The organism is Kitasatospora sp. NPDC001683 (assembly GCF_053596495.1).
In genome coordinates, this window is sequence record NZ_JBSFGK010000003.1 from 1 (window position 1) to 22,974 (window position 22,974).

Consider the following 22,974-nt stretch of genomic DNA (forward strand, 5'->3'; position numbering starts at 1 on the left):
GCGGCCGTCGTTCCGCCCGCGGCTTTTGACGCGGATGGTGGTGAGCACCTCTTGTTTGCGGTCGGCCCGCCGCGAGCTTGCGGGGCGGGCCCTCGGCCTTTGACGGCTTCTGCCAGCGGATTCCCAGGAACGTACCGGATTCGATCAGAGTCGACCGCCGCCCGGCCACAACTGCCAGGAATCAATCAGACCATCGATCAGACCATCGATCAGGCCAGTTCCAACGCCAGGTAGAAGTCCACCCGGTCCTCCAGCCGGGAGAGGTCCCGCCCGGTCAGCTCCTCGATCCGGCCGATCCGGTAGCGCAGGGTGTTGACGTGGACGTGCAGCTGCCCGGCGCAGCGGGTCCAGGAGCCGTCCGAGCGCAGGAAGGCCTCCAGGGTGCGGACCAGGTCCGCCTGGTGCTCTATGTCGTACGCGATCACCTTGTCCAGCAGCCGGCTGCGGAACGCCCGGCGGACCTCGTCCGGGACTGCGGCCAGCAGCAACACGTGCGAGGCCAGCTCCTCGGGGCCGGCCACGCAGACCCGGCCGACCCGGGCGGCGGCGATCCGGCGGGCGTGCCGGGCCTCCTCCAGGGCGCCGCGCAGGCCGCCGGCCTCGGAGGCGGGGGCGGAGACGCCGAGGGTGATCCGGCCCTCCGAACCGAGTCCGGCCTCCAGCGGGGCGAGCAGTTCGCGCAGGGTGTCGGCGGGCACCGGGGTGTCCAGCGCGGGCAGCACCACCACGGCGCCGTTGCCCGCCCCGGCGACCAGGGCGCGGTCGGTGGTGCCGCCGAGCGCCTCCTCCAGGACGGCCCGCACCGTGCCCTCCGGCAGTCCGGTGCCCTCGGCGCTGAGCACCAGCCAGGAGCCCGCCTGGGGGTGGGACTTGGGTTCGGGGCTCTCGTAGCGGGCGGCCATCGCCGAGGAGGCGAACAGGGTGCGGCTGATCTCGGCCGGGTCGGCGTCGCGGCGCAGCAGGGCGAGCAGTTCGTCGGCCAGCCGGCGGCGCAGCCGGCGGCCCTCGTCCCGGCGCTGGCGCTCGGCGGCGACCAGCCGGGCCAGGTTCTCGGCGAGCTGCTGGCGCTTGGTGGTCCACTCGGTGACGTCGCCGGCCACCGCGAGCATCCAGTCGGCCAGCAGCGAACCGGCCTGCGGCGTCTCGTGCTCGGCGGAGACCGCGGCGGGCAGCAGCGAGTAGGCGCCCCCGGCCAGCCGGGCCCGGTGCGGGGGGCGGCGGCGCTGGCGCTGGGCGGCGAGGTGGGCGCGGACCAGCTGGTCGCGGTCCTCGGCGGTGAGCCGGTCGGCCGGGCCGGCGATCACCGCGCCGGTCGGGGCGAGCACCCAGCAGTCCAGGTCGAGGTCGCCGCCGAGCAGGTCCAGCACGGCGTCCAGTCCGCCGCCGCCGGCCGCCGAGACCAGCAGCCGGTGACGGTCGACCAGGGCGGCGAGGTCGGCGGCGCGGTCGGCGGAGACCTGGCGGCCGATGAACTCGGTGACGGTGCCGAACGCGATGTCGTCGGGGACGGCCAGCAGCGGCATCCGGTGCCGGCGGCAGGCCTCGACCAGGTCCTCGGGCACCGGGCCGACCTCGGCCTCGCCGGCCGCCAGGGCGACCGCGCCGCCGGCCGCGATGGTCCGGACGAACCGTTCGGAGTCGGCGGGGCCGCTGCGCCAGAGCATGCCGGTGAGCACCAGCTCGCCGCCGTGCAGGTAGCGGCCGGGGTCGTGCAGGTCCGTGGTCATCACACCGCTGACCTGCCGGTCCAGCTCCTCCTCGGCCGCGAGCAGGCGCAGTCGTGGGGCGCCGGGGGCGAGCAGGTCACGGACACGCATCCGCGGACTCCTTACGGGGGGTGGATCAAGGGGATGGACCAGGGGGGTGGACCTGGGGGGTGGACCTGGGGGCAAGGGCTGGAACGGGGGCGGGGGGCCGGATCGGGGGGTGGGGGACGCCGGACGGACGGTCCGGGGGTGACAGTCTGCCCGAACATCAGTGCTCGGCGTTACGCACCAGCGGGTCACCGGGTCACGGGTCCGTAGCCCGCGAATCACGGCCGGATTACGGTCATAGGTAGCACCCGGTGGGTACCTGGGCTGCGGGATTCTCCTGCTTAGAGGAACGTACAGGATGCCGGGCGGGCTCACAGCCGGGGCTTCATGCCATCGGTGACTGCCAGTGGCCCCGGTCACAGGAGTTCACTGGGCGACACGCCACCGGACACCCGGTCGGCGAAGACTTGAGGAGACACCGCATGGAGTTCCTTCGGCCCGCCACCTGGGACGAGGCTCTCGCGGCGAAGGCTGAGTACCCGACCGCGTTGCCCATCGCGGGCGGCACGGACGTCATGGTCGAGCTGAACTTCGACGTGCACCGGCCATCCGCGATTCTCGACCTGAACCGCGTCACCGAGCTCACCGAATGGACGAACGACGGCAGCGTCGTCCGACTCGGCGCCTCGGTCCCGTACGCCCGGATCATCTCGGAGCTGTCCGGGCCGCTGCCCGGGCTCGCGCTGGCGGCCCACACCGTCGGCTCACCGCAGATCCGCAACCGCGGCGGCGTCGGCGGCAACCTGGGCGCGGCCTCCCCGGCCGGTGACTCCCACCCGGCGCTGCTGGCGGCCGGGCGGGACGTGTACGTCGAGGCGGCCTCGGTGCGCGGCACCCGGCTGATCCCGATCGACGAGTTCTACGTCGGGGTCAAGCGCAACTGCCTGGAGGCGGACGAGCTGATCCGGGCCGTGCACATCCCGGTCGCGGACGGTCCGCAGCAGTTCTCGAAGATCGGCACCCGCAACGCGATGGTGATCGCGGTGTGCGCCTTCGGCTTCGCCCTGCACCCGAAGAACGGGACCGTCGGCACCGGGATCGGTTCGGCTGCCCCCACGCCGCGCCGCGCCGTCGAGGCCGAGGAGTACCTGCAGGGCGTGCTCGCCGAGCGCGGGCTCTGGGAGTCCGGGGCGCTGCTGGGCACCGAGGTGGTCCAGCGCTTCGGCGAGCTGGTGAAGGCCGCGGCCTCCCCGATCGACGACGTCCGGGGCACCGCCGACTACCGGCGGCACGCGCTGGCCGTGATGGCCCGTCGCACCCTCACCTGGTGTTGGAACGACTACAGCAAGCAGATCAGGAGCGCGGCATGAGGGTCACGTTCACCGCCAACGGCAAGCCGGTCGAGGCCGACGACGTGTGGGAGGGCGAGAGCCTGCTCTACGTGCTGCGCGAGCGCGTCGGCCTGCCGGGTTCGAAGAACGCCTGCGAGCAGGGCGAGTGCGGTTCCTGCACCGTCTACCTGGACGGCGTGCCGGTCTGCTCCTGCCTGGTCGCGGCCGGCCAGGTGCAGGACCGCGAGGTGCGCACGGTCGAGGGCCTGGCCGAGGAGAACGGCGAGCTGGGCCTGGTCCAGCAGGCGTTCGTCGACGCCGGGGCCGTCCAGTGCGGCTTCTGCACCCCGGGGCTGCTGGTGCAGACCGACGCCCTGCTGGAGCGGGACGCCCAGCCGAGCGACAACGACATCCGCGAGGCGCTGTCGGGGAACCTGTGCCGCTGCACCGGCTACGAGAAGATCATGGACGCGGTGCGGCTCGCCTCGGCCCGCAAGTGTGCCGGAGAGGCTTCGGCATGAGCGAGCGAATCATCAAGAAGTGCGGATTGTGCGAAGCGCCCGCCGAGCGAAGCGAGGTGGACGCATGAGCGAGCGCACCATCCAGGGTCAGAAGAACCTGCAGAACATCAACCAGGCCTCCAAGGACGGCATCGGCGGCTCGCCGCTGCGCCCGGACGGCAACCTGAAGGTCAAGGGCGAGTTCGCGTACTCGTCCGACATGTGGCACGAGGACATGCTCTGGGGTATGGCGCTGCGCTCGCCGCACCCCCGGGCGAACATCCTCTCGGTGGACATCTCCGAGGCGCTCAAGGTGCCCGGCGTCTACGCGGTGCTGACCCACGAGGACATCCCCGGCTCCAAGTACTACGGCCTGGAGATCCAGGACCAGCCGGCCCTGGCGATCGACAAGATCCGCTACCACGGCGAGGCGATCGCGCTGGTCGCGGCCGACCACCCGGAGACGGCCCGGCGTGCGGTGAAGAAGATCAAGGTCGAGTACGAGGTGCTCACCCCGATCGTCACCGAGGAGCAGTGCCTGGACCCGGAGACGTACGGGTACGTGCACGAGCCGCACGAGTACAAGTCGCACGCGTACGGCAACATCTGCCACGAGCAGAAGCTGGTCTCCGGCCTCGGCGTGACCGACGAGGTGCGGGCGATGGCGGACGTCATCGTCAGCGGCGACTACGAGGTCGGCATGCAGGACCAGGCCTTCCTCGGCCCCGAGTCCGGCCTGGCCGTGCCCGCCGAGGACGGCGGCATCGACCTCTACATCGCCACCCAGTGGCTGCACGTGGACCGGGAGCAGATGGCCCCGGTGCTGGACCTGCCCGAGGAGAAGGTCCGGCTCACGCTGGCCGGCGTCGGCGGCGCCTTCGGCGGCCGCGAGGACATCTCGATGCAGATCCACGCCTGCCTGCTGGCCCAGCACACCGGCAAGCCGGTCAAGATCGTCTACTCCCGGGACGAGTCCTTCTACGGCCACGTCCACCGCCACCCGGCGAGGATGCACTACGAGCACGGCGCCACCCGCGACGGCAAGCTGGTCTTCGCCGACTGCCGGATCGTGCTGGACGGCGGCGCGTACGCCTCCGCCTCCCCCGCCGTGGTCGGCAACGCGGCCTCGCTCGGGCACGGCCCGTACGTGATCCCGAACGTGAAGATGCACGCCATCGCGCTCTACAGCAACAACCCGTCCTGCGGGGCGATGCGCGGCTTCGGCGCGGTGCAGGCGGCGTTCGGCTACGAGTCGCAGATGGACAAGCTGGCCGCCGAACTCGGCATGGACCCGGTGGAGCTGCGGCAGCTGAACGCGATGTCGGAGGGCGACTTCATGCCCACCGGCCAGCGGATCGACTCCCCCGCGCCGGTCGCCGAACTGCTGCGCCGGGCCAAGGAGATGCCGCTGCCGCCGCCGCTGGACACCGAGCACCTGGACGTCCGCGCGCTGCCCGGCGCGCTGTCCAACACCTCGCACGGCGAGGGCATCGTGCGCGGGGTCGGATACTCGGTCGGCATCAAGAACGTCGGCTTCTCCGAGGGCTTCGACGACTACTCCACCGCCCGGGTGCGGCTGGAGGTGATCGGCGGCGAGCCGGTCGCCATGGTGCACACCGCGATGGCCGAGGTCGGCCAGGGCGGCGTCACCGTGCACGCCCAGATCGCCCGCACCGAGCTGGGCGTCGAGCAGGTCACCATCCACCCGGCCAACACCGAAGTGGGCTCGGCCGGTTCGACCTCCGCCTCGCGCCAGACGTACATGACCGGCGGCGCGGTGAAACTGGCCGCCGAGGCCGTCCGGCGGGCGCTGATCGAGAAGGGCCGGCGCCGCTACGGCTGGACCCACCAGGACATCACGCTGTCCGGCGGCAAGGTCGTCTCGGAGAGCGCCGGCGTGCTGGTCCCGATGGTGGACCTGCTCGGCGACGAGGCCATCGACCTCACCCGCGAGCACCACCACCGGCCCACCCAGGCCTTCGACAAGGAGACCGGCCAGGGCTTCGGCCACGTCCAGTACACCTTCTGCGCCAACCGCGCGGTGGTGGACGTGGACGTGGAACTGGGCCTGGTCAAGGTGGTCGAGCTCACCGCCGTCCAGGACGTCGGCAAGGCGCTCAACCCGCTCTCCGTGGTCGGCCAGATCCAGGGCGGCTGCACCCAGGCGCTCGGGCTCGCGGTGATGGAGGAGATCATCGTCCGGGACGGGAAGGTGCGCAACGCCTCCTTCACCGACTACCTGATCCCCACCATCCTGGACACCCCGCCGATCCCGGTGGACGTCCTCGAACTGCCCGACCCGCACGCCCCGTACGGGCTGCGCGGCGTCGGTGAGGCGCCGACCGTGTCGGCGACCCCCTCCATCGTGGCGGCGATCCGCAACGCGACCGGTCTCGCACTCAACCGGATCCCGGTCCGGCCCGAGCACCTGACCACCGAACAGCCCGGCTGACCCCGGGAGTTCGGAGCAGCAGCACAACCGAACAGCAACACACCAAAACAGCAACACCGAACAGCAACACCGAACAGCACGACCGACAGCACGACCGAGCAGTACTTCCCGGGGCGGCGCCGAGTCTTCCCCGCCGCCCCGGGAGCCCCCCACCCGCTGCCCGCCCACGCCGGGGTTCCGCAGTGGTGCGCACCACCCACATCTGCACCGCTGGCACTCTCCCCGACGAGTGCCCCCAGTGAGTCGAGACCGTCCCCCTGTGCCAACTTCGTTGACTGGCAATCAGGTCGACTCGCCCACCCCAACCCCCGTTGACACTTGGGAGTGGACATGACCAGGATCCCCACGGAGCCCGGCACCACCGAAGCAGACAGACCCACCGAGGACGAGACCCACGCCTCGCCCACGGCGCCAGGGCCGAAGGGCGCGCTCGACGCGTACTTCAAGATCTCTGCCCGCGGCTCGACTCTCGCCAACGAACTGCGTGGTGGCCTCACCACCTTCATGGCGATGGCGTACATCATCCTGCTGAACCCGCTGATCCTCAGCGGCGCGGACGTCAACGGCGTCAAGCTCGACCACGCCGCGCTGACCACCGCCACCGCCCTCGCGGCCGCCGTCACCACCATCCTGATGGGCGTGGTCGGCAACGTGCCGCTGGCCCTGGCCGCCGGGCTCTCGGTCTCCGGCGCGGTCTCCGCACTCGTCGTACCGCACACCACCTGGCCGCAGGCCATGGGCCTGTGCGTGATCTACGGCCTGCTGATCGTGCTGCTGGTGGTCTCCGGACTGCGCGAGAAGATCATGAACGGCATCCCGCTGCCGCTCAAGCACGCGATCACCATCGGCATCGGCCTGTTCGTCACGGTCATCGGCCTCTACAAGGCCGGCTTCGTGCACACCGGCGGCCCCACCCCGCTCTCGCTCGGCCCCTTCGGTGAGCTCTCCGGCTGGCCCGTCCTGATCTTCTGCCTGACCCTCCTCGCGATCTTCGTGCTGATGGCGCGCGGCGTGCGCGGCGCGATCCTGATCGGCATCGCCGGCGGCACCGTGGTCGCGATCCTCGTCAACAAGGTCGCCCACGTGCCCGCCAAGGCCTGGGCGAACTCCGTCCCGGTGTGGCCCGGCAGCCCCGTCGCCGCCCCCGACTTCAGCCTGTTCGGCCACGTCGACCTGTTCGGCGCCTTCGGCGGCGAGGGCATGGGCGCGATCAGCGCCTCCGTCGCGGTGTTCACCCTGGTCCTGGCCGGGTTCTTCGACGCCATGGCCACCATCATCGGCGTCGGTACCGAGGCCGGACTGGCCGACCGGCAGGGCCGGATGCCCGGCCTGTCCAAGGCCCTGTTCATCGACGGCGCCGGCGGCGCGGTCGGCGGCATCGCCGGCGCCTCCGGCCAGACCGTCTTCGTCGAGTCCGCGACCGGCGTCGGCGACGGCGCCCGGACCGGCCTCGCCTCCACCGTCACCGGCGCCCTGTTCGCCCTGATGCTGTTCTTCTCCCCGCTGGCCGGCATCGTCCCGGTCGAGGTCGCCTCCGCCGCCCTGGTGGTGATCGGCTCGATGATGATGAGCCAGGCCCGGCACATCGACTGGTCCGACCGCGAGGTCGCCATCCCGGCCTTCCTGACCGCCGTGCTGATGCCCTTCACCTACAGCATCACCGCGGGCGTCGCCGCCGGCGTCATCTCCTACTCGGTGATCAAGGCCGGGCAGGGCAAGTGGCGCGAGCCCGGAGTGCTGATGTGGATCCTCACCGGGGTGTTCGTCCTGTACTTCGCGCTCACCCCGATCAAGTCCTGGCTGGGCGTGCACTGAGCGCTTTGATCACCGTCGCCGCCGTACGGGATCGTTTCCCGTACGGCGGCGTCTCCCGCTACTGTCGAAACCGTGTAAGGAGCCTCCGACATGCAGGACATCGCCGAGCAGATGCAGGCCTGGCACGCGTCCGGGCGCTCCTTCGCCGTGGCCACCGTGGTCGGCGTCTCCGGCAGCGCCCCGCGTGATCCGGGGGCCGCCCTGGCCGTCGACGCCGCCGGTGAGGCGGTCGGCAGCGTCTCCGGCGGCTGCGTCGAGGGCGCCGTGTACGAGCTCTGCCAGGCCGCCATCGAATCCGGCGAGCCGGTGCTGGAGCGCTTCGGCTACAGCGACGAGGACGCCTTCGCGGTCGGGCTGACCTGCGGCGGGATCCTCGACGTGTTCGTCCAGCCGGTCGTCCCCGGGAGCGACTCCGGAATGGACGCCGGCCTCGCCCTCATCGCCGACGGCACGCCCGTCGCCCTCGCCCGGGTGATCGCCGGACCGGCCGGAATGCTCGGCGCCACCATCGCCGTCACCGCCACCGGACAGCACGGCGCGCTCTCGGTCGGACCGTCCACGGTGGGCGCGCTGGAACGCTCCGTGGTCGCGGAGTCCCGGGCCATGCTGGACGCCGGACGCACCGGGCGGATCGTGCTCGGCCTGGACGGTCGGCCCTGCGACGAACACGGACAGGGCACCGTCACCTGCTTCGTCGAGTCCTACGTGCCCGCGCCGCGGATGCTGGTCTTCGGCGCGATCGACTTCGCCGCCGCCGTGGTGCGGATCGGCAAGTTCCTCGGCTACCACGTCACCGTCTGCGACGCCCGGCCCGTCTTCGCCACCGCGCGGCGCTTCCCCGAGGCCGACGAGGTGGTCGTCGACTGGCCGCACCGCTACCTGGACTCCCAGCTCGGCCGCATCGACGGGCGCACCGTGCTGTGCGTGCTCACCCACGACGCCAAGTTCGACGTCCCGCTGCTGGAACGCGCCCTGCGGCTGCCGGTCGGCTACGTCGGCGCGATGGGCTCCCGGCGCACCCACCGCGACCGGCAGGCCAAGCTGCGCGAAGCCGGCCTGACGGACACCGAACTCGCCCGGCTGCGCTCCCCCATCGGCCTCGACCTCGGCTCCCGCACCCCGGAGGAGACCGCGGTCTCGGTCGCCGCCGAGATCATCGCCCACCGGCGCGGCGGCAGCTGCCTGCCACTGAGCGCCGGCAACGGGCCGATCCACCACGACGTGGCGGCGGCTCCGGAGGAGCCTCAGCCGGCGCCCCGGACCCACGCCGCCTGAGGCCGCCCAGCCGGGGACGGCCTGTGTCGACCGATCAGTCGGCACGGGCCCGATGAACTGCTCAGTCCGCCGTCCCCTGCGGAACGACCCACGCGGTCGGCTGACCGGTGACGGCGGCGATCATGTCGTAGTCGCCGTCGTAGTGCAGGACGGTCGCGCCGTGGCGCTCGGCGGTGGCGGCGATGACGAGGTCGGCCACGGACAGCGCCCGCCAGTTGACGGCGGCGGTCAGGAGGGCCTGCACCTCGATGGCGCGGTCCCACACCTCGTCGGGTGTGGACAACCAGCCGAAGCCGCGCAGGCCATCTCGGATTCGGTCTGCGTCGGTCTTGGACCTGGCGCTGTACATGATCTCCAGCTCGACGGCACCGCAAATTGCGAGCCGCCCTTGATTGAACAACCGATCGATCACTTCTCCAATCGCAGGCTTGGGGTAGCGAGCAAAAGCGGACTTGTCGATGAGGAAGCGCTCACTCACTCTTGTCCACCGGTCCAGTCAGATCTGGCAGTCCGCCCTCTGCGAGCCAGGCGAGAAACTCCTTACCCTTGCGACGCTTCACCGCGTCCTCAAGGGCGGCGTTGACGGTGGCGACCTTGGTCGTGGTTCCGAAGATCTCGGCCGCCTCGGCCAGGAGTTCGTCGTTGACGTCTATCACGGTGCGAGCCATGGCTGGGCCTCCTGAAGGACTACGGGCCTGCGATATCGAAATCCAGGTTCGTCGATATCGCAAGCTCATCAGGGCCGATCAGGTGATATTCACCTGTTCAGGTGACGTTGAGGCGGGCGGCGAGGCGCAGGAGGCCGGGGCTGAGGCGGGAGAGCAGGCGGGCGGCCTTGGCCTCGGGGGTGACCGGGACGACGGGCTTGCCGGTGCGGACGGCGGTGAGGATGGCGGTGGCGACCTTCTCCGGGGGGAAGCCGCGGCGGGCGTAGAGCCTGGCGGCGCGGGCCTGCTTGGCGGACTGCTCGGCGGCGGTGCTGGCGGAGAAGGTGGAGGTGCGGGTGATGTTGGTGTTGACGATGCCGGGGCAGATGGTGGAGACGCCGATGCCGTGGCCGACGAACTCGGCGCGCAGGCAGTCGGAGAGCATGAAGACGGCGGCCTTGCTGGTGGCGTAGGCGGTGAGCGCCTTCGAGGGGAGGTAGGCGGCGGCCGAGGAGACGTTGACGATGTGGCCGCCCCGGCCGCGGTCGGCCATCAGGGTGCCGAAGGCGCGGCAGCCGTGGATCACGCCCCAGAGGTTGACGTCCAGGACGCGCCGCCACTCCTTCTCGGTGGTCTGCAGGAAGGTCCCGGAGTGGCCGATGCCGGCGTTGTTGACCATCACGTCGGGCACGCCGTGCTCGGCGGCGACGCGCTGGGCGAAGGCGTCCATCGCGGCGCCGTCGGAGACGTCCACCCGGTAGGCGTGCGCCTTCGGGCCGATCAGCGAGGCGAGTTCGGCGGTGCGCTCGGCGGCCGCGAGGTCGAGGTCGCAGACCACCACCCGGGCGCCGTCCTCGGCGAAGGCGAGCGCGGTGGCCCGTCCGATGCCGCTGCCGCCGCCGGTGACGACGACCAGGCGGCCGTCGCCGTCGGCCTCCCGGGACCGTCCCGCCTCGATCCGGGCGGTGAACTCGCGGACCATGCCGGCCACGGTGGCTCCCTTCTCCAGCAGTGCCGACCAGTGGCCGGCGTGCAGTGTGCGTCGGGTCAGATCGGGCACCCAGCGCTCCAGGCCCTCGGAGAGGTAGGTGCCGACGTAGCGGTCCCGGGTGAGGGTGATCAGCTGGACCGGGACGTCCGTCCGCCGCTCACGCGGACTTCCCATCGTGGGGCGGAAGTTGGCCCGGTACAGCTCGATGCCGCGGACCGCGTCGCGGCGCAGGGTGCGCTGCGGGTGGTCGGCGCGCGGGGTGACGTGCTCCAGGTCGCGCAGCACCCGCGGCCAGGCCCGGGCGAGGCCGAGGCGCCAGACGGCCGGGGCGAGGTAGGGCAGGTGGAAGGCGGTGATGTACCAGGAGTGCAGGCCCTGGTGGAGCAGCTGCCCGAGGTGGCGCGGGGTGGGGCGGCGCAGCCGGTGGCGCAGCCAGTGGCCCATGTGGTCCAGGCTGGGGCCGGACAGGGTGGTGTAGGAGGCGATCCGGTGCCGGGCGCTCGGGTCGGTGACGGCCTCCCAGGACTGGATCGAGCCCCAGTCGTGGGCGACCAGGTGCACCGGGCGGTCGGGGCTGACGGCTTCGGCGACCGCGAACAGGTCGTCGGCCAGCCGCTCCAGGCGGTAGCCGTCGCGGTCCGCCGGGGCGGCCGACTCGCCGGCGCCGCGCACGTCGTAGCGCACCACGTGGTGGTCGCGGGCGAGGTCGGCGGCGATGTCGTCCCAGACGGTGTGGGTGTCCGGGTAGCCGTGCACCAGGAGGACGGTGGGGGCCTGCGGGTCGCCCTGCTCGAAGACGGCGAGCGGGAGGCCGCCGGAGTGGACGGTCCGGCGGCGGACGGCGGACGTCGTGGAGGGCGCCCTCGGGGGCGTCGTCGGGGGCGTCATCGGATGGCCTCCAGGGTGGTCTGCTCGTCGGTCGGCTCGGCGCCGGTCGGCTCGGCGCCGGTCGGCTCGGTGGTCGGCTCGGTGGTCGGCTCGGTGGTCGTGGCGGTCCAGCGGCGGACGTGCGGGAGGTCGTCGTCGAGCCAGTAGGCGTCGTCCTCGGTGACCACCAGCAGTTCCTCGAACTTGATGCCCACGCCGCGGAATCCGATGTGCGGCTCGACCGCCCAGAGGCCGGGGGTGGGCGCGTGCCGGGACGACCGTCCGTCCGCCCACAGCGGTGAACGGCCGTGCAGGCGCTCGGAGATGAGCTCCCGGCCGAGGGTCTGCAGGGTGCGCACGCCGAAGCCGAAGACGTTCACCCCGGCCGGGCCGCGCACGGTGGTGCGGGTGACCTGGTGGCCGATCACCCGGCCCGGGTAGACCTGGTGGCGGTTGTCGTAGCCGTGCGCGGCGATCTGCGCGTCCACCGCCGCGTACACCTCGTCGAGCGGTCGGCGGGCCCGCACCTCGGCGAGGATCAGCTCGCGGTAGACCCTGAGGTCGGCGGCCAGCCGGTCCCAGACCCGGTTCTCGCCGATCTTGCCGCCGTAGCCGATGTCGGCGGTGTAGCCGTCCACCACGGGCGCGCAGTCCAGCACGTACGGCATGCCCTCCTCCAGCCGGCGGTTGCCGGCGAAGAACTGCAGCGGGGTGTGGAAGTGCCGGAAGGCCGTGCGGTCGCCGAACCAGGCGAACGGGACGTGGAAGAAGTCCTGCACCCCGGCGGCGACCAAGCGGCGGCGCAGCTCGGCGGTGGCCTGCCGCTCGGTGACGCCCGGTTCGACCCAGGCGGCGACCTGTTCGGCGCAGTGGTAGGCGAGTTGCTGGGTCTCGCGGAAGCGGGCGAGGTCGCGCTCGGTGTACGGGAAGGCAGGGGTCGCTTTCGCCATCGGGGGCATCGGGGGGCTCCTTCTAGACGTCGAGCACGAGGGTCTCACCCTCGGCGGCCCGGGAGACGCAGGGCAGCAGGGCGCCGGCGGCGCGTTGCTCGGGGGTGAGGCGGCGGTCCCGGTGGTCGGGCTTTCCGGCGAGCAGGTGGACCTCGCAGGTGCCGCAGAAGCCCTGGTGGCAGGAGTACGGGAGGTCCGGGCGGGCCTCGCGCAGCACGTCCAGGGCGGAGCGGTCGGCGGGGACGTCCAGGGTCGGGCCGTCGGCGCCGAGCCGGACGGCGAAGGGCTCGCCGTCGGTGATCGGGGCGGCGCCGAAGCGCTCGAAGTGCAGGGCGGTGGCGGGCGACGCGTCGAGGGCCCGCTGGACGGCGGCGAGCATCGGGGCCGGGCCGCAGCAGTAGACGGCGGCGCCGCGCGGGGCGTGGGCGAGCAGTTCGGCGCCGGTGGCGACGCCGCCGTGCTCGTCGTCGGTGCGCAGCACGACGCGCCGCGGGTCGATGGCGCGCAGCTCGTCCGCGTACGGGAGGGTGTCGGCGCTGCGGCCGACGTGGACCAGGCGCCAGTCGAGGCCGTGGCGCTGCGCCTCGCGGGCCATCGGGAGGAGCGGGGTGATGCCGATGCCGCCGGCGAGCAGGAGGACGGCCGGTTCGGCGCAGAAGGCGAAGCCGTTGCGCGGGCGGCGGGCGGTGAGGCGGGCGCCGGGGTGCAGGGTGTCGTGGATCTCTACCGATCCGCCCCCGCCCTCGGGCAGGCGCCGGACGGCGATCCGGTAGTGGTGGCGGTCGGCGGGGTCGCCGCTGAGCGAGTAGTGGCGCTCGCGGCCGGAGGGCAGGGCGAGCCGCAGGTGGGCGCCGGGCTGCCAGCGCGGCAGCGGACCGCCGGAGGGGTCGGTGAGGCTCAGTTCGACGACGTCGGCGGCCAGTGGGCGGCGGGCGGCGACGACCAGCTGCAGCGGCGGGGCGGGGCGGCTGAGCGGGCGGCGGGGGTTGCGGCGCAGCAGCGGGCCGCCGAGGGCCTGGACGTAGCGGTCCTGGATCGCGGTGAGGCGGCGCAGGAAGCGGTCGGCGCGGGGGCGGCCGTAGAGGTCGGGGGGTGGGGTGAGCAGGTCCATCCGGCGGTCCTTGACGTCAGGGGACGGCGAACAGATGACACGGCGAACAGATGACAGATGACGTCATCTGTCATCTGTTCGCTGAAATCTGTCGATTGAAATCTGTCAGCTGCCGACTGTCCGCCGTCAGCGCCCCGCGGCGGCGCGGGCGGCCGGGGAGGTGGCGAGGTAACCGAGCGCCTGGCTGGAGGAGCCCTCCTGCGTGGGGTGGTAGCCGGGCCGCAGGTAACGCAGGCCGGAGCGGATCGACTTGACCGGGTCGGGCAGCAGGCCGCGCTTGGTGATCCGGTAGGCCTCGCGCCAGCTCGGGCGCAGTCGACCGTCCAGCGTCGGGTCGGCGGCCAGCAGGAAGCGGACGCCGCGGACCCAGAGGTGGACCAGCAGCGGGCCGGCCATCGCCATGGTGCGGACCCGGCGCGCATAGCCGGGGTCCAGGTGAACCAGTAGGTCGAAGGCGACGCTGCGGTGCTCGACCTCCTCGGCGCCGTGCCAGCGCAGCAGGTCGAGCATCGTCGGGTCGGCCTCGGCGCGGTCCAGCCCCGGGGAGTTGAGGATCCAGTTGCCGAGGAAGGCGGTGAAGTGCTCGATCGCCGAGATGGCGGCCACCCGCTCGATGAGGGCCTCGTGCCGCCGCGCGGGGGACAGCCCCGGCCGCTCGCCGAGCACGCGCTGGAAGACCCAGGCGACCTGACGCACGTACGGGCGCGGGTCGAGCCCCTGGCCGAGCAGGTGGTCGAGCACCTCCTGGTGGGCCTCGGCGTGGATGGCCTCCTGTCCGATGAAGCCGAGCACCTCCTCGCGCAGTTGCTCGTCCCGGACGAGCGGCAGCGCCTCCTTGAACACCTTGACGAACCAGCGCTCCCCCTCGGGCAGCAGCAGGTGCAGGACGTTGAGGATGTGGGTGGCCATCGGCTCGTCCGGCACCCAGTGCAGCGGCAGTCGGGCCCAGTCGAAGCGGACGTCCCGGGGTTCCAGCACGAGGCTGTCGTGCACGCGCGCGGCGGGGGCGGCGAGGGCGGGGACGGGGGTGGTTCGGGGCATGGCAGGCCCTCCTGACCTGGCAGCGGCGGCTCGGCTCAGGGAAACGTACTCGCCGGTAGTGGCGCCGACAAGGGTTTCGGCGACTCTTATCGACATCGAGTCTAATAAGTGTGTGCACCGGAGAACGACCGCGGAGACACGCCGCCGGAAGGCGAACGGGCCCCGCCGGACGCGGATCGTCCGACGGGGCCCGTCGAGCGGGGCCGGGCAGCGCGCGGAAGCGCCGCTCAGACCGCCATCGCCAGCATCAGCGGCGCCGCCCGCGCCGCCAGCAGCTCGGCGGCGGCCTTCAGTTTGTGGATGTTGTCCACCGGCATCGAAGTGGCCAGGCAGCCGACCGTGCTGCCCGCCGTGATCGGCACCGCCGCGCAGACCGTGCCGAGCGCGTACTCCTGGATGTCCAGCACCGGCACCGTGGCCGGCTGCCGCTCCAGCCGGTGCATCAGCTGGTCGGCGTCGGTGACCGTACGGGAGGTGAGCCGGGCCACCGGGTGGCGGGAGAGGTGGTCCCGCCGGGCGTCCGCGTCGAGCTGGCTGAGCAGGCACTTGCCGATCGCGCTGGCGTGCGCGGTGGCCCGGAAGTCCACCCACTCCTGCACGGCGGGCGCGTAGTCGGCCGCCGAGACCGCCTCGACCGTCAACTCCCCGTCGTGGTACCGGCTGAAGTACACCGCTGCACCCAACTCGTCCCGGAGTTCGGCGAGTTTGCGGTTCAGCCGGGCCTTGACGAGCTGTTCCCGGTTGTGCTGCCCGAGCAGGGCGAAGGTGCCGCCGAGCACCCAACCGCCGTCCTGGCACTGGAGGTAGCCCTCGATCTCGAGGATCTCCGCGAGCCGCCGCACGGTCGGCAGGCCCAGCGAGGTCTCCCGCGCGAGGGCGACCAGGGTGGCCCCGTCGGGGTGCCGGTCGACGGCCTCCAGCAGTCTGAGGGCGTGCTGCAGGGAGGTGAACGGGCCCGTCAGACCCTGGTCCAGCGCGGCGTGACGACCCGGGGCTGGTGTCGACATGTCGTCCCCTTCCGATGTCCCCCCACGGAGCGACCGCGGGCGGCCTCCAGCCTATCCACCCGGGGGCTCGGTCGACCGCTGTCCGTGAATATCGGTGAACATTCCGTGGAGCACCGGCCGTTCGCCTGGTAGAAGGGGCGCACCGACCGCAGCGGCCGCGCGCCCGGGCTGCGCGGCGGGCGCCCCCGGAACGCCCGACGGGCCCCTCCCCCACTGCCCTGGGGGAAGAGGCCCGTCGTACGCCCGCCGGGTGCGGGCCCGGCGGCAGGGAGGGTGCGGAGAGGTCGGTCGGGCGGGCGGCTCAGCCCTCGTCGCCCGCGCGGAGCTTGGCGACGGCGGCCTCGACCCGGGCGCCGTACTCCTCGTCGGCGGCGTGGAAGTGGGCGAGGTTCTTCTCGATCACGTCGTCCCGCGTGACCTGCGCCAGGAAGCCCGCGATGTTGTTGACCAGGCGGGTCCGCTCGCCCTCCGACATCAGCCGGTAGAGCTCGCCGGCCTGGAAGAAGTCGTCGTCCTTGCTGTGCGCCGGCGTGGTGTAGGTGCCGGTGTGGCCGTCGAGCTTGAGCGGCGCGGCGAGCGCGTCGTCGCTCTGGGCCGGGCCGTCGTACGAGTTGGGCTCGTAGTTCTTGCCGCGGCCGGCCGCGTTGAGGGCGTTGTAGCCGTCGCGCCCGTAGTTGTCGGCCTCGGTGGCGCGCGGGGCGTTCACCGGCAGCTGGGTGTGGTTGACGCCGAGGCGGTAGCGCTGGGCGTCCGCGTAGGCGAACAGCCGGCCCTGGAGCATCTTGTCCGGGGACGGGCCGATGCCGGGCACGAAGTTGTTCGGCGAGAACGCGGCCTGCTCGACCTCGGCGAAGACGTTCTCCGGGTTCCGGTTGAGCACCAGGCGGCCGACCTTGACCAGCGGGTAGTCGGCGTGCGGCCACACCTTGGTGAGGTCGAAGGGGTTGAAGCGGTAGTCCGCGGCCTCGGCGACCGGCATCAGCTGGACGTGGAGGGTCCAGGACGGGAACACCCCGCGCTCGATGGCCTGGTGGAGGTCGCGCTGGTGCGAGTCGGCGTCGGCGCCGAGCACCTCGGCGGCCTGGTCGCCGTCCAGGCTGCGGATGCCCTGGTTGGTCTTGAAGTGGTACTTCACCCAGTAGGCCTCGCCCTCGGCGTTGACCCACTGGTAGGTGTGCGAGCCGTAGCCGTTCATGTGGCGGTACGAGGCCGGGATGCCGCGGTCGCCGAACAGCCAGGTGATCTGGTGGGTCGAGGCCGGCGAGTGCGCCCAGAAGTCCCAGACGTTGTCCGCCTCCTGCACGCCGGTGTACGGGTCGCGCTTCTGCGAGTGGATGAAGTCGGGGAACTTGATCGGGTCCTTGATGAAGAACACCGGGGTGTTGTTGCCGACGAGGTCGTAGTTGCCCTGCTCGGTGTAGAACTTCAGCGCGAAGCCGCGCGGGTCGCGCACCGCGTCGCCGGCGCCCAGGTTGCCGGCCACGGTGGAGAAGCGCAGGAAGACCTCGGTGCGCTTGCCGACCTCGGACAGGAAGGCCGCCCGGGTGTACTTCGACACCTCGTCGGTGACCTCGAAGTAGCCGTACGCGCCGGAGCCGCGGGCGTGCACGACGCGCTCCGGGATGCGCTCGCGGTTGAACCGGGCCAGCTTCTCCAGCAGGTGCTGGTCCTGGAGCAGCAGCGGGCCGTACTCGCCGGCCGAGGCCGAGTTCTGGTTGTCGGCGACCGGGGCGCCGGACTCCGTGGTCAGGATCTTGGACATGGAGGGTCCTTCAGATGTCGATAAGGCGGTGCGTGGAGAGGTGGAGCGGGCGCGCCGAGTGTCAGACGCCCAGCAGGCGCCACAGCGCCGAGCGGCGGCGGGCGGAGTGCTCGCCGTCCGGGCCGTCGGCCGGCTGGAGGCCGGCGACCGCGGCGGTGGCCGCGGCCGGGTCCGCCAGCGGGCGGGCGGCGGCCAGCGCGGCGGCCTCCTCGGGGCCGAGGCCGGCGCCGGCGAGGGCGGCCACGGCTTCGGCGGCGGGGATCGCGTTGAACCAGCGCAGCGCGAGGGCCGCGCGGCCGGCCTCGGTGAGGCGGCCGGTGAGCCGGAGGCGGGCGAGCCCGCCGTCCGGGTAGACGTTGATCCGCACGTGGGTCACCGGGCGGCCGACGTCGAGCCGGAAGCGGTGCCGGGTGTCGGGCTGCAGCCGGGTGCGGGGCAGGATCTCGAACCATTCGCCGTCGGCCGGTGTCTGTGACGTCGCAGCCTGCCCGGTCGAGGCGTCGAAGCCGATCAGGTCGGCCCAGCCGGGGGCGTTGGCGACGAAGTGGGTGGTGTCCACCTCGGCGGCCAGGACCTCGCCGCCCCCGGCCAGGGCGATCTGCACCCAGTCGTTGGCCTTGTCGCGCCGACGCCGGGTCTCCCAGCCCTCGCCCATGACGGAGGCGCGACCGGGAGCGTTCAGGTTGTGCGGGGAGGAGAAGTAGCGGTCGGACGCCGCCTCGGCCACGCCGCCGTACTCCTGGGCGGCCAGGTCGAAGGTGAGGCCGTCCAGTTCGCGCGGGTCGGGCAGCACCTCGCCGTGCACCCGGAGCCGGGCGACGCCGCCGTCCGGGAAGATGCTGAGCCGTACGTGGGTGTAGCGGGCGTCGTCCTGGACGGTGAACTCGTGGGCGGTGTCGCCGCGGAGCGGGGTGCGCGGCACGATGACCGTCCACTCGGCGTCCTGCAGTTCCTCGGGCGAGGGGTGCCCGGGGACGGAGGCGGCCTCGACCGAGGCGCTCTGCGGGTAGTTGCCGGTGAAGTGGGCGGTGTCGACGATCACGCCGCGGATCACGCCGCCGACGCCGAGCCGCACGATCGTCCAGTCGTGGTCCTGGTCGGTGGGGTGCGGCTGCTCGGCGGAGACGCCGCGGCGGCGCTTGGACTCCCAGCCGTCCATGATCTGGCCCTTGTGGCCGAAGGTGTGCGGGCGGAACTCGGCGGGCTTGGCCACCAGCAGGTTCTCGGCGTCCGCGAAGGTGTCCTCATTGGTGGCGACGACGCCCGCGCCGAGCAGTCGGGAGGCCAGGTTGACCAGCTCGGTGAAGGGAGCGCTCGGGGTGTCGGCAGTGGTCACTGACTCTCCTCGGAAGACGGTGGCGGTTCGGGAAGCGGTCGGCTCGGAAAGCGGTCGGCTCGGGCCGCGGCTCCGGTTCAGGAGGCGGTGGCAGGACGGGAGTCGGCGGGCCGGGTGAGCTGCCGGCCGAAGGGCTCGGCGCCGGCGTCCACCGCGCGGCCGCGCAGCCAGGTGGTGCGGACCGCGCCGGTCAACGTCCGCCCCGCGTACGGGGTCACCGGGTTGCGGTGGTGCAACTCACCGGCGTGGACGGCGAATTCGCCGTCGGGATCGAAGGCGATCAGGTCCGCGTCGCAACCCGCCGCGATGGCGCCCTTGGTGCCGGTGAGGCCGACCAGTTCGGCCGGTCCGGCGGACATCCAGCGCACCACGTCGGACAGGGCGTGGCCGCGACGGCGGGCCTCGGTCCAGATGGCGGGCAGGCCCAGCTGCAGCGAGGCGATGCCGCCCCAGGCGGCAGCGAAGTCGCCGCTGCCGCCGTACTCGGGCAGCAGCTTGAGGTCGGGGGTGGACGGCGAGTGGTCGGAGACGACGGCGATGAACTCGCCGTCGGCCAGGGCCTCCCAGAGCGCGTCCCGGTTGGCCTCGTCGCGGATCGGCGGGCAGCACTTGAAGGCGGTGTCGCCGTCCGGCACCTGCTCCGCCGCGAGCGTCAGGTAGTGCGGGCAGGTCTCGGCGGTCACCCGTACGCCCTCCGCGCGCGCCGTGCGCAGCAGCGGCAGCACGGCCGCCGAGGAGACGTGCAGGATGTGCACCCGGGCGCCGGTGCGCCGGGCGGTGTCGAGCAGCTGGGCGACGGCCGCGGTCTCCGCTCCGGCGGGGCGGGAGGCGAGGAAGTCCCGGTAGTGGACGCCGGGTTGCTGCGGTGCGGCGGCCAGCACGGCCGGGTCCTCGGCGTGGATGATCGCCAGTGCCCCGATCCGGGCCTGCTCGGCCAGGGCGGCCTCCAGATCGGCGGCCTCGACGTGCGGGAACTCGTCGACGCCGGACGGGGCGAGGAAGCTCTTGAAGCCGAACACACCTGCCCGGTGCAGGGGTTCGAGGTCGGCGACGTTGCCGGGGACGGCCCCGCCCCAGAAGCCGAGGTCGACCCAGGCCTGGCCCTCGGCGGTCTTCCGCTTGACGGCCAGCCCCTCCACGGTGGTGGTGGGCGGGATCGAGTTGAGCGGCATGTCGATGATCGTGGTGACGCCGCCGGCCGCGGCGGCCCGGGTGGCGGTGGCGAAGCCCTCCCACTCGGTGCGGCCGGGCTCGTTGACGTGCACGTGGGTGTCGACCAGGCCGGGCAGCAGGGCGGTGTCACCGAGGTCGACGAGCTCGCGGTCGCCGACCACCAGCGATCCGTGGGCGGCGACCTGCTCGATCCTCCCGTCCCGGATCAGCACGTCGGCGGGGCGCTCGCCGTCGGGCAGCACCGCCCGGCGGGAGCGGATCACCGCTGGCTGGCTGAACGGCATGGGGACCTCCGAAACCTGGAACTGGGGGGATGGGGGTACGCGGGGGCACACCGGACCACGCGGCCCGGGGAGGCGCTCGCTGGGTGGTCGGAGTGGGCGGGAACCGAAGGATTGCGGGGAGCCTAGGCCCGCCTTCAACAAAACGTCAATGGAGGAACCTACGGGGGATCAGCCCGGCAGCAGCGCTTCGGCCAGCCGCTCCCCCGCCACCTCGGCCAGCTCACCGGCCCTGGTCATGCTGTCCCCCGGCTGCTCGGCCAGGTCGGTGAGCGCGATCGCGGCGGTGAAGCCGGCCGTCCGCCACTCGGGCTCGGACAGCTCCAGCCGACCGGCCACGGCAGCCACCCGAACCCCCGCCCGGGCGGCCGCCGCGGCGACCCCGGCGGGGGCCTTGCCATGGAGCGTCTGTGCGTCCAGGCAGCCCTCGCCGGTGACGACGAGGCGTGCCCCACGCACGGCCTCGTCGAAACCCAGCAGATCGAGCAGCAGCTCGATACCGGGTCGCATGGTGGCGCCGAGCAGGGCGAGGGCGGCGAAGCCCACCCCGCCCGCGGCCCCGGCGCCGGGGGCCTGCCGCACGTCGCGTCCGGTCACCGCGGCGACCTGGTCGGCGAAGCGGGTCAGCCCCTCCTCCAGGACCACCAGGTCGTCCCCGTCGGCACCCTTCTGCGGGCCGTACACGGCGGTCGCGCCGCGCGGGCCGAGCAGCGGGTTGTCCACGTCGCAGGCGACCACGACCTCGACGCCGGTCAGCAGTTCGGCCAGCGGGCCGAGTTCGATCCGCTCCAGCCGGCGCAACGCGGCGCCGCCGGGCGGCAGTTCGCTGTCGTCGGCGTCGCGCAGCCGGACCCCGAGTGCCTGCACCATGCCGGCACCGCCGTCCGTGCAGGCACTGCCGCCGAGGCCCAGCACGATCCGCTTGGCGCCCATGGCCACCGCCCGGCCGATCAGCTGGCCGACGCCGTAGGAGCCGGCCGCGAGCGGGGCGGTCCGGCCGCCGGGCAGCCGGGCGAGCCCGGAGGCCTGGGCCAGCTCGACCACGGCGGTGTCGCCGCGGACGGCGAGCGCCGCGTCCACCGGCAGGCCGGTCGGGCCGGCCACCTTGGCCGGGACGCGCTGGAAGCCGGCCGCGAGCGCCGCGGCCAGGGTGCCCTCGCCGCCGTCGGCCACGGGCAGTTCGCGCACCTCGGTGCCGGGCGCGGCGCGCCGGATGCCGGCGGCGATCCGGGCGGCGACCTCGGCACCCTCCAGGGTGCCCTTGAACTTGTCCGGCGCTACGACCACGTGACCCTGGTGGGGGGTGGGGGGCATCGGTGGTCCTCACTTCCGTACGGGTCTGGCGGTGGTTCGACAAGCATGTGTCCGGTGGCCCCGGGAACGCGACCCCCGCCCGGGTGGTGCGGTCCGGGCCGTGGGGGGGTGGTGCGACCCCCTCCCCGCCGTTCCCCTCGTCCCGCTTCCGACGTACGAGGGGCTCCCCTCGGCGGGGAGGGGGCCAGGCGACACGCAGCAGGCACGACCGAAGTGCCCCTCGGGGAGGGTGTGCGAGTCACCGGCTTGGGTCGACCGGCGGGCGGGCGGATGAGCCCCTGCCCGCACGCCGGTCGGGTCCGGCCTCCTGGCGGCGCGGGCACGACCGGATCAGGTACACGCCGCCAGGAGGAGTCTGTCGGGGCGCCGGGGCCCGTCGGTCACTTGACCTCGCGGATCACTTGACCTCGCGGCCGGAGAGCCGCTCGACGCCACGCAGCAGCGCCGAGTGGTCGAGGGAGCCGTCGCCGTTGGCCCGGGCGGAGGCGACCAGCTGGGCCACCACGGCGCCGACCGGCAGCGCGGCGCCCACGGCGCGGGCGGCGTCGGTGACGATGCCCATGTCCTTGTGGTGCAGGTCGATCCGGAAGCCGGGGGCGAACTCGCGGTTGAGCATGTTCGCCTTCTTGCGGTTGAGCACGGTGGAGCCGGCCAGGCCGCCGCCGAGCACGTCCAGCGCGGCACCGAGGTCGACGCCGGCGTTCTCCAGGAACACCACCGCCTCGGCGAGCACCTGGATGTTGACCGCGACGATCAGCTGGTTGGCGGCCTTGACGGTCTGGCCGGCGCCGTCCGGGCCGACGTGGACGACCGTGGTGCCCAGCGCGTCGAACAGCGGCTTGGCCTCGGCGAAGTCCGCGGCCTCGCCACCGACCATGATCGACAGCACCGCCTCGATCGCGCCGGCCTCGCCCCCGGAGACCGGGGCGTCCAGGGTGCGCACGCCCTTCTCGCGGGCGGCCTTGCCGACCTTGATGGAGGTCTGCGGGGTGATCGAGGACATGTCGATCACCAGGGTGCCCGCGGCGACGTTCTCCAGGACGCCGCCCTCGCCGAGGATGACCGCCTCGACGTGCGGGTCGGCCGGGACCATGGTGATGACGACCTCGGCGTCCTTCACCGCGTCCGCGATGCTGGCGGCGCCGTGGCCGCCGGCCGCGACCACGGTGTCGATCGAGGCCTGGGAGAGGTCGAAGCCGGTCACGTGGTGGCCGGCCTTGACCAGGTTGACGGCCATGGGCTTGCCCATGATGCCGAGGCCGACGAAGGCAATCTTGCGGGAGGCGCTCATCGCGTCGGGTTCCTTACGTGTGCGGGTGGGAGGGGTGGGCTCCGGGACAGGCCCCGAGGGGCGCCGCAACGGCGGA

General features: G+C 72.9%; 18 protein-coding genes. 5 read left to right on the forward strand and 13 right to left on the reverse strand.

Annotated elements, in window-relative coordinates; all coding sequences use genetic code 11:
- Positions 1 to 209: 209 nt before the first annotated feature.
- Positions 210 to 1,817: a PucR family transcriptional regulator gene (locus tag ACWCYO_RS01940; RefSeq protein WP_449783043.1), complete on the reverse strand. Its 1,608-nt coding sequence runs from the start codon at positions 1,815 to 1,817 to the stop codon at positions 210 to 212.
- 419 nt (positions 1,818 to 2,236) lie between these two features.
- Between ACWCYO_RS01940 and ACWCYO_RS01945 the strand changes: the two genes are divergently transcribed.
- The 5 genes from ACWCYO_RS01945 (at position 2,237) to ACWCYO_RS01965 (ending at position 9,127) form a co-directional block, all read left to right on the forward strand.
- Entirely contained in the window at positions 2,237 to 3,124 is an 888-nt protein-coding gene (locus tag ACWCYO_RS01945; protein WP_270142148.1) for an FAD binding domain-containing protein, read from the forward strand.
- Positions 3,121 to 3,606 (forward strand): (2Fe-2S)-binding protein, encoded by a 486-nt coding sequence (locus tag ACWCYO_RS01950; RefSeq protein WP_449783044.1) that lies wholly within the window; start codon positions 3,121 to 3,123, stop codon positions 3,604 to 3,606. Before ACWCYO_RS01945 ends, ACWCYO_RS01950 begins: the two co-directional genes overlap by 4 nt.
- A 64-nt stretch (positions 3,607 to 3,670) precedes the next feature.
- A complete protein-coding gene (gene pucD, locus ACWCYO_RS01955) occupies positions 3,671 to 6,037 on the forward strand; it encodes a xanthine dehydrogenase subunit D (RefSeq protein WP_449783045.1) in 2,367 nt (788 codons plus the stop codon).
- A gap of 330 nt (positions 6,038 to 6,367) precedes the next feature.
- Positions 6,368 to 7,852, forward strand: a complete 1,485-nt coding sequence (locus ACWCYO_RS01960) for an NCS2 family permease (protein WP_270142154.1) — start codon at positions 6,368 to 6,370, stop codon at positions 7,850 to 7,852.
- 90 nt (positions 7,853 to 7,942) lie between these two features.
- Complete coding sequence (locus ACWCYO_RS01965; protein ID WP_270142155.1) at positions 7,943 to 9,127, forward strand: XdhC family protein; 1,185 nt, start codon at positions 7,943 to 7,945, stop codon at positions 9,125 to 9,127.
- Between the two features lie 61 nt (positions 9,128 to 9,188).
- On the opposite strand, the gene ACWCYO_RS01970 is transcribed toward ACWCYO_RS01965, so the two are convergent.
- The 12 genes from ACWCYO_RS01970 to ACWCYO_RS02025 all read right to left on the reverse strand — a co-directional run bounded on the left by ACWCYO_RS01970 (position 9,189) and on the right by ACWCYO_RS02025 (position 22,898).
- Positions 9,189 to 9,605 (reverse strand): PIN domain nuclease, encoded by a 417-nt coding sequence (locus tag ACWCYO_RS01970; protein WP_270142156.1) that lies wholly within the window; start codon positions 9,603 to 9,605, stop codon positions 9,189 to 9,191.
- The gene (locus ACWCYO_RS01975) at positions 9,598 to 9,795 is read right to left on the reverse strand and encodes a type II toxin-antitoxin system VapB family antitoxin (protein WP_270142157.1); all 198 of its coding nucleotides are present in this window, start codon (positions 9,793 to 9,795) and stop codon (positions 9,598 to 9,600) included. The genes ACWCYO_RS01970 and ACWCYO_RS01975 overlap by 8 nt, the downstream gene beginning before the upstream one ends.
- 97 nt (positions 9,796 to 9,892) lie before the next feature.
- Complete coding sequence (locus ACWCYO_RS01980; protein ID WP_270142159.1) at positions 9,893 to 11,653, reverse strand: SDR family oxidoreductase; 1,761 nt, start codon at positions 11,651 to 11,653, stop codon at positions 9,893 to 9,895.
- Positions 11,650 to 12,591 carry a M24 family metallopeptidase gene (locus tag ACWCYO_RS01985; protein WP_449783046.1) on the reverse strand — a complete coding sequence of 314 codons (942 nt, stop codon included), beginning with the start codon at positions 12,589 to 12,591 and terminating at the stop codon, positions 11,650 to 11,652. The genes ACWCYO_RS01980 and ACWCYO_RS01985 overlap by 4 nt, the downstream gene beginning before the upstream one ends.
- A gap of 13 nt (positions 12,592 to 12,604) precedes the next feature.
- The gene (locus tag ACWCYO_RS01990) at positions 12,605 to 13,693 is read right to left on the reverse strand and encodes a PDR/VanB family oxidoreductase (protein ID WP_449783047.1); all 1,089 of its coding nucleotides are present in this window, start codon (positions 13,691 to 13,693) and stop codon (positions 12,605 to 12,607) included.
- 126 nt (positions 13,694 to 13,819) lie between these two features.
- Positions 13,820 to 14,734, reverse strand: coding sequence for a metal-dependent hydrolase (locus ACWCYO_RS01995; protein WP_449783048.1), 915 nt, complete (start codon positions 14,732 to 14,734; stop codon positions 13,820 to 13,822).
- Positions 14,735 to 14,961: 227 nt separating this feature from the next.
- A complete protein-coding gene (locus tag ACWCYO_RS02000) occupies positions 14,962 to 15,741 on the reverse strand; it encodes an IclR family transcriptional regulator (RefSeq protein WP_270142166.1) in 780 nt (259 codons plus the stop codon).
- Between the two features lie 301 nt (positions 15,742 to 16,042).
- The gene (locus tag ACWCYO_RS02005; protein WP_449783049.1) at positions 16,043 to 17,503 is read right to left on the reverse strand and encodes a catalase; all 1,461 of its coding nucleotides are present in this window, start codon (positions 17,501 to 17,503) and stop codon (positions 16,043 to 16,045) included.
- A gap of 61 nt (positions 17,504 to 17,564) precedes the next feature.
- Entirely contained in the window at positions 17,565 to 18,839 is a 1,275-nt protein-coding gene (alc, locus tag ACWCYO_RS02010; RefSeq protein WP_270142168.1) for an allantoicase, read from the reverse strand.
- A gap of 77 nt (positions 18,840 to 18,916) precedes the next feature.
- The gene (allB, locus tag ACWCYO_RS02015) at positions 18,917 to 20,296 is read right to left on the reverse strand and encodes an allantoinase AllB (RefSeq protein WP_449783050.1); all 1,380 of its coding nucleotides are present in this window, start codon (positions 20,294 to 20,296) and stop codon (positions 18,917 to 18,919) included.
- A 168-nt stretch (positions 20,297 to 20,464) separates the two neighbouring features.
- On the reverse strand, positions 20,465 to 21,607 hold the full coding sequence (locus tag ACWCYO_RS02020; RefSeq protein WP_270142171.1) for a glycerate kinase: 1,143 nt from the start codon (positions 21,605 to 21,607) through the stop codon (positions 20,465 to 20,467).
- A 397-nt stretch (positions 21,608 to 22,004) separates the two neighbouring features.
- Positions 22,005 to 22,898 carry a 2-hydroxy-3-oxopropionate reductase gene (locus tag ACWCYO_RS02025; RefSeq protein WP_270142173.1) on the reverse strand — a complete coding sequence of 298 codons (894 nt, stop codon included), beginning with the start codon at positions 22,896 to 22,898 and terminating at the stop codon, positions 22,005 to 22,007.
- Positions 22,899 to 22,974 lie beyond the last annotated feature (76 nt).